General features: G+C 66.9%; 14 protein-coding genes. 11 read left to right on the top strand and 3 right to left on the bottom strand.

Going from position 1 to position 12,047, the window contains the following annotated elements:
* Positions 1 to 48 precede the first annotated feature (48 nt).
* Positions 49 to 252, top strand: a complete 204-nt coding sequence (locus M2282_RS01955; RefSeq protein ID WP_013542096.1) for a hypothetical protein — start codon at positions 49 to 51, stop codon at positions 250 to 252.
* 77 nt (positions 253 to 329) lie between these two features.
* Here M2282_RS01955 and M2282_RS01950 read toward each other — a convergent pair whose 3' ends face one another.
* Complete coding sequence (locus tag M2282_RS01950) at positions 330 to 983, bottom strand: arylesterase (protein WP_280807106.1); 654 nt, start codon at positions 981 to 983, stop codon at positions 330 to 332.
* 35 nt (positions 984 to 1,018) lie between these two features.
* On the opposite strand from M2282_RS01950, the gene M2282_RS01945 reads away from it, so the two are divergent.
* The 4 genes from M2282_RS01945 to rlmB are packed head-to-tail and all read left to right on the top strand — an operon-like array spanning position 1,019 to position 4,065.
* Positions 1,019 to 1,741, top strand: a complete 723-nt coding sequence (locus M2282_RS01945) for an ABC transporter ATP-binding protein (protein ID WP_280807105.1) — start codon at positions 1,019 to 1,021, stop codon at positions 1,739 to 1,741.
* 55 nt (positions 1,742 to 1,796) lie between these two features.
* A complete protein-coding gene (locus tag M2282_RS01940) occupies positions 1,797 to 2,300 on the top strand; it encodes a ribosomal protein L7/L12 (RefSeq protein WP_280807104.1) in 504 nt (167 codons plus the stop codon).
* Positions 2,301 to 2,304: 4 nt separating this feature from the next.
* On the top strand, positions 2,305 to 3,285 hold the full coding sequence (locus tag M2282_RS01935; RefSeq protein ID WP_280807103.1) for a hypothetical protein: 981 nt from the start codon (positions 2,305 to 2,307) through the stop codon (positions 3,283 to 3,285).
* A 33-nt stretch (positions 3,286 to 3,318) separates the two neighbouring features.
* Entirely contained in the window at positions 3,319 to 4,065 is a 747-nt protein-coding gene (gene rlmB, locus M2282_RS01930; RefSeq protein WP_257860403.1) for a 23S rRNA (guanosine(2251)-2'-O)-methyltransferase RlmB, read from the top strand.
* Positions 4,066 to 4,072: 7 nt separating this feature from the next.
* On the opposite strand, the gene M2282_RS01925 is transcribed toward rlmB, so the two are convergent.
* Positions 4,073 to 5,185, bottom strand: coding sequence for an NAD(P)/FAD-dependent oxidoreductase (locus M2282_RS01925; protein WP_348541716.1), 1,113 nt, complete (start codon positions 5,183 to 5,185; stop codon positions 4,073 to 4,075).
* 193 nt (positions 5,186 to 5,378) lie between these two features.
* Positions 5,379 to 5,549 (bottom strand): hypothetical protein, encoded by a 171-nt coding sequence (locus tag M2282_RS01920; protein WP_280807101.1) that lies wholly within the window; start codon positions 5,547 to 5,549, stop codon positions 5,379 to 5,381.
* Positions 5,550 to 5,920: 371 nt separating this feature from the next.
* Here M2282_RS01920 and msuE point away from each other — a divergent pair, with 371 nt between their 5' ends.
* The 6 genes from msuE to M2282_RS01890 all read left to right on the top strand — a co-directional run bounded on the left by msuE (position 5,921) and on the right by M2282_RS01890 (position 12,038).
* Positions 5,921 to 6,514 (top strand): FMN reductase, encoded by a 594-nt coding sequence (gene msuE / locus M2282_RS01915; protein ID WP_280807100.1) that lies wholly within the window; start codon positions 5,921 to 5,923, stop codon positions 6,512 to 6,514.
* Positions 6,515 to 6,549: 35 nt separating this feature from the next.
* Positions 6,550 to 7,686, top strand: coding sequence for a dimethylsulfone monooxygenase SfnG (gene sfnG / locus M2282_RS01910; RefSeq protein ID WP_280807099.1), 1,137 nt, complete (start codon positions 6,550 to 6,552; stop codon positions 7,684 to 7,686).
* An 8-nt stretch (positions 7,687 to 7,694) separates the two neighbouring features.
* Positions 7,695 to 8,579, top strand: a complete 885-nt coding sequence (locus tag M2282_RS01905; protein WP_432422864.1) for an ABC transporter ATP-binding protein — start codon at positions 7,695 to 7,697, stop codon at positions 8,577 to 8,579.
* 172 nt (positions 8,580 to 8,751) lie between these two features.
* Complete coding sequence (locus M2282_RS01900) at positions 8,752 to 9,648, top strand: branched-chain amino acid ABC transporter permease (RefSeq protein ID WP_280807097.1); 897 nt, start codon at positions 8,752 to 8,754, stop codon at positions 9,646 to 9,648.
* Positions 9,649 to 9,651: 3 nt separating this feature from the next.
* Positions 9,652 to 10,668 (top strand): branched-chain amino acid ABC transporter permease, encoded by a 1,017-nt coding sequence (locus tag M2282_RS01895; protein ID WP_280807096.1) that lies wholly within the window; start codon positions 9,652 to 9,654, stop codon positions 10,666 to 10,668.
* A gap of 47 nt (positions 10,669 to 10,715) precedes the next feature.
* Entirely contained in the window at positions 10,716 to 12,038 is a 1,323-nt protein-coding gene (locus M2282_RS01890; protein ID WP_280807095.1) for an ABC transporter substrate-binding protein, read from the top strand.
* The last annotated feature ends 9 nt before the right edge of the window (positions 12,039 to 12,047 follow it).

Raw genomic sequence — 12,047 nt, 5'->3', positions numbered from 1 at the left:
AGTAGGCCACGCACAGTCACGGTGACTGTCTCGCCTCAAGGAGAAGCAGTGGCAACACCAAATTACGGCTACGAGAAGCGCCAGAAAGAACTGGCCAAGAAGAAGAAAAAGGAAGAAAAGCTCCGCGAGAAGCAATATCGCAAGCTCAGCCCGAGCAGCGACGGACTGGCTCCCGGAGACCCGGAAACCGATGTGGCATCGCTCGAACGCGATCCTCCCACGGTGCCCGAGTTGCCCACCAAGAACGGTTGATCCGCTCCTGGCATCCCCATCAAGAAGCCGCCGCAGGCCTGCGCCTGCGGCGGCTTTTTCTTTGCGCGTGGCGTGCGCTACGCGCTCTGTCTGGGCAGCAGCTTGCGCAGTTCGGGCCAGACGTTGTCGAGCAGTTGCGGCTGGGCCGCGGCCGTCGGGTGGATGCGGTCGGCCTGGAACAGCGAGATCGCATCGGGCGCATCGGCCACGCCCTTGAGCAGGAAGGGCACGAGCGCCGACTTGGTCGCGCTCGCCACTTTGGAGAACACCGCCTCGAAGCGCCGCGTGTAGTCGCCACCGTAGTTCGGCGGCACCTGGATGCCGACGATCAGCACCTTCGCGCCCGCAGCCTGCGCAGCCTTGGTGATCTGCAGCAGGTTGCTTTCGGTGTCCGGGAGCGGCAGGCCGCGCAGCGCGTCGTTGGCGCCGAGTTCCACCACCACGTGGCTGGGCTTGTGCTGCCCGAGCAGGGCGGGAAAGCGGGCGCGTCCGCCGGAGCTGGTGTCGCCGCTGATGCTGGCGTTGACCACCGTGGCCGCGATCTTCTGCTGGGCAAGCCTTTTTTCCAGCAAGGGTACCCAGCCTTCGCCGCGCTTCAAGCCGTACTCTGCGCTCAGCGAATCGCCCAGCACCAGGATGACCGGCTTGCCGGCCGCGCTGGTGGCCTGGGCCTGCGCCGCGGCCGTCCATGTCCCCGCGCTGCCCGCACTGCCTAGTGCGGCGGTGGTCAAGATAAAGTCACGTCGATTCAAACCAAAGCCTTTCCATGTCCCAACCCCCGTCTGATGCCATTGTCGCCGTCGAGCATGTCTTCAAGTCCGTCACCGATTCGGCCGGCACGCTGGACATTCTGCAGGACATCGATTTCACCCTCGGCGCGCGGGAAACTGCCGCCATCGTCGGCGCCTCGGGCTCCGGCAAGAGCACCTTGCTCTCGATCATCGCGGGGCTCGATACGCCCACGCGCGGCACGGTCAAGCTCGCGGGCGACGACATCTTCGCCATCGACGAGGACGAACGCGCCGCATTGCGCGCACAGCGCGTGGGCTTCGTGTTCCAGAGCTTCCAGCTGCTGGGCAACCTGAGCGCACTTGAAAACGTGATGCTGCCGCTGGAACTGGCCAACCGCAAGGACGCACGCAAGGCCGCCACCGAGATGCTCGGCCGCGTCGGCCTCGGGCAGCGCCTGGGCCACTACCCCAAGGTGCTCTCTGGCGGCGAGCAGCAGCGCGTGGCACTGGCCCGTGCCTTCGTCGTGCAGCCGGCCCTTCTCCTGGCCGACGAGCCCACCGGCAGCCTCGACTTCGCGACCGGCGAGCAGGTGATGAAGCTGATGTTCGACCTGAACCGCGAACTCGGCACGACGCTGGTGCTGGTCACCCACGACCGCGGCATTGCATCGCGTTGCGAGCGCCGCATCACCATCGAGGCCGGGCGCGTGTCGCTCAACGAGAAGACGCCTGTGTCCACGGTCGAGCAGGCGGCCTGAACGCCGAAGACGCAGCGAAGAGACAAGCAACAAACAACAACCCGAGGAGAGGTCCATGGACAAGCTTCCACCCGAAGCCATCGCGGCACTGCAGCGCGGCAGCCTGATCGAGGCCATCAAGATCGTGCGCGACAAGACCGGCCTGGACCTCAAGTCGGCCAAGGAGGCCGTCGAGCGCCACGCCAATGGCCAGGGAGCGCCGGCGGATTGGCAGGAGGGCGACTGGGGCCGCGGCGAACCCGAGGGCGCGGGCATGCAGGGCAACGGTCCCGCGGCGGTGCCCTCTGCCGCGCTCATGGCCCTGGCGAAGGGCAACAAGGTCGAGGCCGTCCGCCTCACACGCGAAGCCACGGGCCTGGGGCTGGCCGAGGCCAAGCGCCTGGTCGAGAACCACCAGAACCCGGCGGCTGGCGATTTCGGGCACTTGCCCTCGAACATGCCCACGAACCCGATGGCCGAACCGGGGCGTGTGCCGCAGGGCGGCTTCAAGTGGCTGCCCATCGTCATCGTCGTGCTGGTCGTGGTGCTGGCCTGGCTGTATTTCACGAAGGGCGCCTGACGCGATGATCGTTCCCCAGTTCTGGGCCGAGGGCCGCATCCAGGAACGCATTGCCGGCAAGCAGATCACCGTGCGGCGCTACGGCTGGTCCGACGACAGCCCGCTGGCCGCGCAGGCGCACGCCGACCAACGCACCCGCGAGGCCTTCGACCGCATCGTGAGCGGCGAACAACTCGAGCGCCGCGAGCGCAAGCTGGCCTACAACGGCGCCGACGGCGTGCCGATCCGCGAGGAAATCGTCGAGCGGCAGGGCGAGAGCGTCATCACCCGCAACGGCTACGGCGCGCGCTGCCTCAACACGCCCGACGTGCTGTTCGTCGACATCGATTTCGACGAGCCCCTTCGCACCAGCGTGTTCGGCTTTGCATTGGTGCCGGCGCTCATCGCAGGCATCGTCGGCGGCTGGACGGCCAAGACCTGGCTGGGCGGGCTGATCGCCGCCATCGTGGTCTTCGTCGTCGCCTACCGCATCGGCCTGGCCAGGAAGCGCGGAGAGGCCAGCACGAACCCCGCGCCCGAGAAGCGCGCGGCCGAGCGCATCGGGCGCTTCCTGCACCAGCATCCCGATTGGCACCTGCGGGTCTACCGCACGCCCGCCGGATTCCGGGTGCTCGCGATGCACGACGTCTTCAGCCCGGCCGACATGTCCGTGGCCGACTGCTTCCAGGCCCTGGGCGTGGACAAGGTCTATGCACGCATGTGCCGCAACCAGAACTGCTTTCGCGCTCGCCTGAGTGCCAAGCCCTGGCGCATCGGCATCGGCGAGCACATCCGGCCGCAGCCGGGCGTCTGGCCTGTCTCGCCCGAGAAGCTGCCTGCACGCGACGCCTGGATCGCGCAGTACGAAAAGGCCGCCGAAGGCCACGCGGCCTGCCAGTACCTGGAGAGCGTCGGCAACACCGCGCGGGTGCATCCGAACGCGCAGGCGGTGCAGGAGCTGCACGACGAGCGCACGCGTGCGCTAAGTGGCCTGCCGATCGCCTGAGGGACGGAGCCTCGGGGTAGGGATAATCGGGGGATGTCTTCCCCCAAAGTGATCTTCGGCTTCCATGCCGTGGGCGTGCGAATCAAGACCGCGCCGAAATCGGTGCTCGAGGTTCTGTTCGACGCCAGCCGGCGCGATGCGCGCATGAAACAGTTCATCGCGCGCGCGCAGGAAGCCGGCGTGCGGCTGGTCGAGGCCGACAGCCTGCGCATCGCCAAGCTCAGCGGCAGCCACGGCCATCAGGGCGTGGCGGCGCGGGTCGAGCCCACCGCGCAAATCCATTCGCTCGACGAACTGCTCGAAGGCCTCGAAGAGGCCGGCACCGTGCCGCTGCTGCTGGTGCTCGACGGCGTGACCGACCCGCACAACCTGGGCGCCTGCCTGCGCGTGGCAGACGGTGCCGGCGCCCATGCGGTGATCGCGCCCAAGGACCATGCGGCCGGCATCAATGCCACCGTGGCCAAGGTGGCGAGCGGCGCGGCCGAGACGGTGCCGTATTTCATGGTGACCAATCTGGCGCGCACGCTCAACGAGCTCAAGGAACGCAGTATCTGGTGCGTGGGCACCAGCGACGATGCGCCGGGCACGATCTATCAAAGCGACCTGAAACGCCCACTGGCGCTGGTGCTGGGCGCCGAAGGCGAGGGCATGCGCCAGCTGACCCGCAAGACCTGCGACGAACTCGTGAGCATTCCGATGGCCGGCGCGGTCGAGAGCCTGAACGTCTCGGTGGCCAGCGGCGTGTGCCTCTACGAGGCGATGCGCCAGCGCAGCGCCTGATCGGCCCCTAGTTTTTCGGCAGCGGCCCACCCTTGCGGTGGAAGTAGATCAACTCGGCCATGCGCCGCATCTGCGGCGTGCCTAGCAGGTGGTTGAACATCCAGTCGCTCTGGAAGTGGTCGAAAGCCCAGCGCAAAGAGCGCTTGAGCAGGAAGCGCGGATAGCTGCGCACGAACCACGTGGCCGGGTCGCCCACCTCGCCGCGCACGAAGCGCGCCACCGCCTCGCCGGCGCGTTCGCCATGCTGCAGCGCGGTGTGGATGCCGCCAGCCGTGACCGGCGACACCATGCCGGCCGCGTCGCCCACCAACAGCGCCCGTTCGCGCGCCACCACCGGGAGCACACCGCCGCAGGGGATCATTCCGGCGCGCACGGCCACCGGGGGCGCATCGCCCGGCGTCACCACCGATTCGATCTTCTTGAGCAAGGGGGCAAGCCGCAGCGCGTTCGCGTCGTCCTGGCCCATGCGGCGTGCCAGGCCGATCTGGCTCACACCCACGCCGTCGAGCGCCCAGCCGATGTAGCCGGGTGCGAGCTTGCGATCGATGAAGCAATGCAACAGGTCCGGGGCCATGCGCGCACCCTGGTATTCGTGCTCGACGCCATAGAGAAAGCGCGTATTGCGCGAGAGGCCCAGCGCCTTGGCCACGCGTGAATGCGGGCCGTCGGCACCGACGATGTAGGTGGCGGTGATGCAGGGGCCGTGCATCACCGGTACCTCCCAGCGGCCGTCCATCCACAGCGCCTGTTCGAACAGCGTGCCGAGCCGCACGTCGACGCCCGAGGCGCGGGCGGAGTCCACCATCCAGTCGAGCAGCGCGGGCGCATCGGTGGCCCAGAACCAGTAGCCGGGCGCATGCAGGTCGACGTGCCGCATGTTCGGCGCATAGAGCCGCACGCCCTCGATGCGCCGGACCAGCGCCGGCGGCACTTCCGCCAGCCAGGGAACGCTGTCGACCGCGTCCTTCACGATGATGCCGGTCGTGTGGAGCTTGGCGCCGGCGCTGGTCTTCTTCTCCAGCACCATCACGCTGAGTCCGGCGAGCGCTGCGGCGCGTGCGCACGCAAGGCCGGCGAAGCTCGCGCCGACGACGAGCAGGTCCACCTTGATGTTCTGCAAGCCGCTGCTCGCGGCGGTTGGCGCGGGGCAGGGCGCCGTCGATGAAGTGGGAAGCGGGGAAAAGAGACTGGAAGAGGTGTGCATGGAAAGCCAACTGAAGCAACGCGCACCACGGTGTGTGGTGCGCGAGCGAAGTTAGCTATGCCATGTGCGCACGGCGTGAAGGCCGTGTGAACTCTCCGGGGTCAAAAGCTCAGGACGGGTCCTTGCTGCGCGTACGGGCCACCGCACTGAAGATGCCGATGCCCAGCAGGATCAATGCGCCGATGCCGATGTAGAGCGTCGGGACGCCCGCCACCGAAGCACCCCAGGCGATACCGCCCAGGAAGATCAGGAAGCCGATCATATAAAGCGCAAAAGACATGGTGTCCTCCGATAACTGAGATGCATGGAGTATCCAGAGGTCCTGTCTGCTTCGAACCGGCCACGACCGCCTCTGCGTGTGGGAGGGTGCCTACCGTTTGTCCTGCTGCTGCAAGGGCAGCACCTCCCTTGCCCGACTGCTGCCTGGCGTTCACTCGATGGCCGCATACCGATCTGCTTCAAACAACTATGGCGGCAATGCTGCTGGCCCAGCAGCAATCCACCCGCAGCTTGCTGCCAACCCAGCATCTGCTGGCATTGCCATTTTTCTCTAACTCGTTGATCTGTAAGGAAAAGGGCAGTGGCACGCCATTCGCTTATATCCAACATGCCGCGAATGGATCGCAGCTTCCAAACAAAGGTCATATCAACATGAGTCGCAAACTGAAAGTCGTTGCCGTCTCCGGCAGCCTGCAACGTCCCTCGCGCACGCTGGTGCTGGTCGATCAACTGCTGGCCGCGCTCGGCAACGAAGTCGCCATCGATGCGCGCGTGATCTCGCTCGGCGAGATCGGTCCGCAGTTCGCCGGGGTGCTCTATCGCAACCAGCTACCCGCGGTGGTCGAAGAAAGCATCGCGGCCATCGAGTCCGCCGACCTGCTGCTGGTGGCGAGCCCGGTGTATCGCGGCTCGTACACGGGGCTCTTCAAGCACCTGTTCGACTTCGTGCATCACGAAGCGCTGACCGACAAGCCCGTGCTGCTCGCGGCCACCGGCGGCAGCGACCGCCATGCGCTGGTCATCGACCACCAGCTGCGCCCGCTCTTCAGCTTCTTCCAGGCGCGCACGCTGCCCATCGGCGTCTACGCGGTCGAGAAGGATTTCGAGGGCTACGAGATCGCCAACCCGGCGCTCCGCGAACGCATCGCACTGGCCGTGGCGCGCGCGGTGCCGCAACTGCGCGATGCCGCGCCCGCCGCTGCACCCGCCATCCGCAAGCCCGCGCCCGTGGCGCTGGCTGCCTGAAGCAAACCCGAATCCGTTCACTGAGGACCCTTGCCATGAGCCAATCGCCTTCCACCGCCGCCCCCGTCAAGTTCGCCTACTGGGTGCCCAACGTCAGCGGCGGACTCGTGGTCAGCACCATCGAGCAGCGCACCGACTGGAGCCTCGAATACAACCAGCGCCTGGCGCTCGCGGCCGAGAAGGCCGGCTTCGAATACGCGCTGAGCCAGATCCGCTTCACCGCGGGCTATGGCGCGGAGTACCAGCACGAGTCGGTGTCCTTCAGCCAGGCGCTGCTGCATGCGACCACCAAGCTCAAGGTGCTGGCCGCGATCCTGCCCGGCCCGTGGAACCCCGCGGTGGTGGCCAAGCAGATCGCCACCATCGACCACATCTCCAATGGCCGCATCGGCATCAACGTGGTGAGCGGCTGGTTCAAGGGCGAGTTCCAGGCCATCGGCGAGCCGTGGCTGGAGCATGACGAGCGCTATCGCCGCTCCAACGAATTCATCCGCGCGCTCAAGGGCATCTGGACGCAGGACAACTTCACCTTCAAGGGCGACTTCTACCGCTTCACCGACTACACGCTGAGCCCGAAGCCGGTGCAGAAGCCGCACCCCGAGATCTTCCAGGGCGGCAGCTCGCGCGCCGCACGCGACAACGCGGCCAGCGTGTCGGACTGGTACTTCACCAACGGCAACACGCCCGAGGGCCTGAAGGCGCAGATCGACGACATCCAGGCCAAGGCCGCGGAGAACGGCCACACGGTGCGCATCGGCGTGAATGCGTTCGTGATCGCCCGCGACACCGAGGAAGAGGCCAAGGCGGTGCTCGCCGACATCATCAAGCACGCCCACGTCGAGGCGGTGCATGCCTTCGGCGACGCGGCCAAGCAGGCCGGCAAGTCGTCGCCCGAAGGCGAGGGCAACTGGGCGAAGTCGACCTTCGAGGACCTCGTGCAATACAACGACGGCTTCCGCACCAACCTCATCGGCACGCCGCAGCAGATTGCCGAACGCATCGTGGCGCTCAAGGCCATCGGCGTCGACCTGATCCTCACCGGCTTCCTGCACTTCATCGAAGAGGTGGAGTACTTCGGCGAGAAGGTGCTGCCGCTGGTGCGCAAGCTCGAAGCCGAGCAGGGCGCGATTGCCGGCAAGCAGAGCAAGCCGGCGCTGGAAGCCGTCGCGTGAGTCTTGCGATGCCCGATCTTTTCTTCGAGGCGGGTCCGGTCTCGCTCGGTGCCGACCCGGTGGCCTTCGTGCCGGCGGGACGCGCGGCACCGGCCGGGAAAGACACGGGCACCTCGGCCGTGCTGCGGCTGGAAGGCATCGACCTCAGCTTCGGCGGCGTCAACGCGCTGTCGGGCGTGGACCTGTCGATCGCCAAGGGAGAGATTCGCGCCGTCATCGGCCCGAACGGCGCCGGCAAGAGTTCGCTGGTCAATGTCATCAGCGGGCTTTACCGGCCCGACCGTGGGCGCGTGTGGATCGGCGGGCGCAGCTTCGGCCATGTGCCGACGGCGCGGCTGGCCCGGCTGGGCATCGCGCGCACCTTCCAGAACCTCGCGCTCTTCAAGGGCCTGAGCGTGCGCGACAACGTCGTGCTCGGCCGCGTCGATGCGGCGCGCTCCACTTTCATCGAGCAGCTCATCGGCCTCGGCCGCGCGCGACGTGAACGCGAGGACGCGCGGGCACGGGCCGACGCGATCATCGGTTTTCTCGGCCTCCGCGCCGTGAGCGAGCGGCCGGCCGGCACGCTGGCCTACGGCCTGCAGAAGCGCGTGGAGCTCGCGCGTGCGCTGGTCGCCGCGCCGCAACTGCTGCTGCTCGACGAACCGATGGCCGGCATGACGGTCACCGAGAAAAGCGAGCTGGTGCATTTCGTGCGCGCCGCGCGCGACGAGTTCGGCACCACCATCCTCTTGATCGAACACGACATCGGCGTGGTGCTGGGCCTGTCGGACCGCGTGGCCGTGCTCGACTACGGCCGCAAGATCGCAGACGGCACGCCGGCCGAGGTGCGCAGCGATCCGGCGGTGATCGATGCCTACCTGGGCGTGGCCCACGAGGAGCAGGGCACATGAGCGTTCGCTCTTACTCCCTCTCCCTTTGGGGAGAGGGTTGGGATGAGGGCAGGGGCCTTTGCAAGCACGCCGCCTTTGCCGTCGCCGTCGACCCTCACCCCAGCCCTCTCCCCAAGGGGAGAGGGAGCAACAGCCGCGCCCCGAGCGGTCATCCGAGAGCAGAGGTCAACCAATGACCGGCGCCGACCTCAGCTTCTTCGCCGAAGTGCTCATCGGCGGCCTGCTCTCTGGCGTGATGTATTCGCTCGTGGCCATCGGCTTCGTGCTGATCTACAAGACATCGGGCGTGCTCAATTTCGCGCAGGGCGCGCAGCTGCTGTTTGCCGCGCTCACCTTCGTGAGCCTGGTGGAGCGCGGCGTGCCTTTTGTACTGGCGCTCGTGCTGACCTTCGCGCTCATGGTGCTGCTGGGCCTGGCCATCGAGCGCACCGTGCTGCGGCCGCTGGTGAACCAGCCGCCGATCACGCTGTTCATGGCGACGCTGGGCCTCTCGTACGTGATCGAAGGCGTGGCGCAGCTCGTGTGGGGCACGCAGGTGCATGCGCTGGAGCTCGGCATCGCGGACGAGCCGCTGCAGATCCTCGGCATCATGGTCTCGACCTTCGACCTGTTCGCCGCCGCGACGGCCGGCGTGATGGTCGCGCTGCTCTCGGCCTTCTTCCGCTACACCCGCGTGGGCCTCGCGTTCCGCGCGGTCGCGGACGACACCTATGCAGCGATTGCAGTGGGCCTTCGCCTGCCGCGCATCTGGGCCACGGTGTGGGCCGCGGCCGGCGTCATCGCGCTCGTGGCAGGGCTGCTGTGGGGCGCACGGCTGGGGGTGCAGTTCTCGCTCTCGCTGGTGGTGCTGAAGGCGCTGCCGGTGCTGGTGCTCGGCGGCTTCGATTCGATCCTTGGCGCCATCGTCGGCGGGCTGGTGATCGGCGCGCTCGAGAAGCTGGCCGAGGTGTACATCGGGCCTTTCGTGGGCGGCGGCATCGAGAGCTGGTTCGCGTATGTGGCAGCGCTGGCCTTTCTGTTGATCCGGCCGAGCGGGTTGTTCGGGCAGAAGCTCGTCGAGAGGGCCTGAGCGATGAGTACTGTCGCTTTGCCTCGGACCTTGCCGGCGTGGACCTGGCCGCTTGCCGTGCTGGTCATCGCCTTCGGCGTCATGCCGTTCGTTGCGTCCGGCTATGTGTTCGATGCGCTGCTGATTCCGTTCCTCGCGCTGTCGCTCGCGGCAGTGGGGCTCAACCTGCTGACGGGATACGCAGGTCAACTCTCGCTGGGCACCGCAGCTTTCATGGCAGTGGGCGCCTTCGCCGCCTACAACTTCAACCTGCGCGTGGAAGGACTTCCGCTGCTCGTGAGCATCGGTCTCGCGGGCCTCGCCGCCACGGCCGTCGGCCTGGTGTTCGGCCTGCCGAGCCTGCGGCTGCGCGGCTTCTACCTCGCGGTGTCGACGCTGGCGGCGCAGTTCTTCGTGCAATGGGCACTCACCAAGTTCAGCTGGTTCAGCAACGACAACGCCTCGGGCGTGATCGATGCGCCCGCGCTGGAAGTGGCCGGCATCGTGTTCGACACGCCCGTGGGCCGCTATCTCTTTTCGCTGGTGATAGTGACGGTGCTCACGCTGCTCGCATGGCGCCTCGTGCGTACACAGACGGGCCATCACTTCATCGCCGTGCGCGACAACGAACTGGCCGCGCGCGTCATCGGCGTGCCGGTGCTGCGCACCAAGCTGCTGGCGTTCGCGGTGTCGTCGTTCATCGTCGGTGTGGCCGGTGTGCTGTGGGGCTTCGTGTACCTGCGCACCGTGGAGCCCGCGGGCTTCAACCTCGACCGCTCGTTCCAGATTCTGTTCATCGTGATCATCGGCGGGCTCGCGACGATCCGCGGGGCCTTCTTCGGTGCGGCGCTGATCGTGGTGTTTCCGCTGCTGCTTTCGCGCGTGGGCAGCTTTCTCTTCGGCGGCTCGTTCGATTCGGGCGTGCTCGACATGAGCCAGCGCATCGTGCTGGGCGCGCTGATCATTTTCTTTCTCGCCGTGGAGCCGCAGGGGCTGGTCGCCCTGTGGGACCGCGCGCGCAAGCGGCTGGCGCCAGCCTGAGCGCACACCTTTCCTTTTTCCTTCGCATCCCAAGAGCCTTCATCACCATGTCCTTCCTCAAGCACCTGAAAACCGCGGCGCTGGCCGCCACCCTGTCCGTGGCTGGCCTGCAGTTCGCGCATGCCGATGCCAACGAGCAGTTCTTCCCGCTGCAGAGCTACCGCGTCGGTCCCTACGCGGCCGGCGGCACGGGCTTCTTCGGCGGCTTCATCGATTACCTGAACCTGGTCAACACGCGCGACGGCGGCGTGGGCGGCGTCAAGCTGACCTGGGAAGAGGGCGAGACGCAGTACGAAGTGGAGCGCGGCGTGGAGGTGTACGAACGTCTCAAGCAGCGCCCGGGTATCGCCACCTGGAACCCCCTGTCGGTCGGCATCGCCTACGCCCTCATCGACCGCGTGACGGCCGACAAGGTGCCGCTGCTCACCATCAACCACGGCCGCACCGACACCACCGACGGCCGCGTGTTCAAGTACATCTTTCCGCTGCTGCTCAATCCGTACAGCGAGACCTCGGGCATCGTGAACTACATCGCGGGCAAGGAGGGCGGCACCGACAAGCTCAAGGGCAAGAAGATCGTGGTGCTGTACCACGGCTCGCCCTACGGCAAGGAGACCATCCCGGTCTACGAGCTGCTCGCCAAGAAGTACGGCTTCACGCTGCAGCAGATCGAGGTGCCGCACCCGGGCAACGAGCAGCAGTCGCAGTGGCTCACCATCCGCCGCGTGAAGCCCGACTACGTGGTGCTGCGCGGCTGGGGCGTGATGAACCCGGTGGCGCTCAAGACGGCGCAGAAGACGGGCTTCCCGGTCGACCACATCGTGGGCAACGTGTGGTCCAACTCCGAGGAAGACGTGATTCCCGCGGGCGATGCGGCCAAGGGCTACGTGGCCATCACCACGGTGGCGGCCGGCGCGCAGTACCCGGTGCTGCAGGACATCACCAAGATCGTCTACGGCGCGGGCAAGGGCAACCTGCAGGACACCAAGCGCATCGGCAGCGTCTATCACAACCTGGGCGTGCTCAACGGCATCCTGAATGTGGAAGCCATCCGCATCGCGCAAGCAAAGTTCGGCAAGCGCACGCTCACCGGCGACGAGATCCGCTGGGGCCTGGAGAACCTGAAGATCGACGAGGCGCGCGCCGCCGCGCTCGGCGCCAAGGGCCTGTTCCATTCGATCAACGTGACCTGGGACAACCACGAAGGCGACGGCCGCGTGGCCTTCCAGCAGTGGGATGGCAGCAAGTGGAACGTGGTGTCCGACTGGATCGCGCCCGACTGGAAGCTGCTGCGCCCGATCATCGAGAAGTCTTCGCTCGCCTATGCGAAAGAGAAGAACGTCAAGGTGCGCAAGAGCATCGACGACTGAGCCGAGCCG

Source organism: Variovorax boronicumulans (assembly GCF_029892485.1).
In the GTDB taxonomy this organism is placed as follows: Bacteria; Pseudomonadota; Gammaproteobacteria; order Burkholderiales; family Burkholderiaceae_C; genus Variovorax; species Variovorax boronicumulans_B.
This window is presented reverse-complemented; position numbering and strand designations above follow the sequence as displayed.

Excerpts from the sequence above, each read along its gene's own strand:
- M2282_RS01945 (WP_280807105.1), top strand. The coding sequence starts at position 1,019 with ATGTCCCAACCCCCGTCTGATGCCATTGTCGCCGTCGAGCATGTCTTC.
- M2282_RS01940 (WP_280807104.1), top strand. The coding sequence starts at position 1,797 with ATGGACAAGCTTCCACCCGAAGCCATCGCGGCACTGCAGCGCGGCAGC.
- M2282_RS01935 (WP_280807103.1), top strand. The coding sequence starts at position 2,305 with ATGATCGTTCCCCAGTTCTGGGCCGAGGGCCGCATCCAGGAACGCATT.
- rlmB (WP_257860403.1), top strand. The coding sequence starts at position 3,319 with ATGTCTTCCCCCAAAGTGATCTTCGGCTTCCATGCCGTGGGCGTGCGA.
- M2282_RS01920 (WP_280807101.1), bottom strand. The coding sequence starts at position 5,549 with ATGTCTTTTGCGCTTTATATGATCGGCTTCCTGATCTTCCTGGGCGGT.
- msuE (WP_280807100.1), top strand. The coding sequence starts at position 5,921 with ATGAGTCGCAAACTGAAAGTCGTTGCCGTCTCCGGCAGCCTGCAACGT.
- sfnG (WP_280807099.1), top strand. The coding sequence starts at position 6,550 with ATGAGCCAATCGCCTTCCACCGCCGCCCCCGTCAAGTTCGCCTACTGG.
- M2282_RS01905 (WP_432422864.1), top strand. The coding sequence starts at position 7,695 with ATGCCCGATCTTTTCTTCGAGGCGGGTCCGGTCTCGCTCGGTGCCGAC.
- M2282_RS01900 (WP_280807097.1), top strand. The coding sequence starts at position 8,752 with ATGACCGGCGCCGACCTCAGCTTCTTCGCCGAAGTGCTCATCGGCGGC.
- M2282_RS01895 (WP_280807096.1), top strand. The coding sequence starts at position 9,652 with ATGAGTACTGTCGCTTTGCCTCGGACCTTGCCGGCGTGGACCTGGCCG.
- M2282_RS01890 (WP_280807095.1), top strand. The coding sequence starts at position 10,716 with ATGTCCTTCCTCAAGCACCTGAAAACCGCGGCGCTGGCCGCCACCCTG.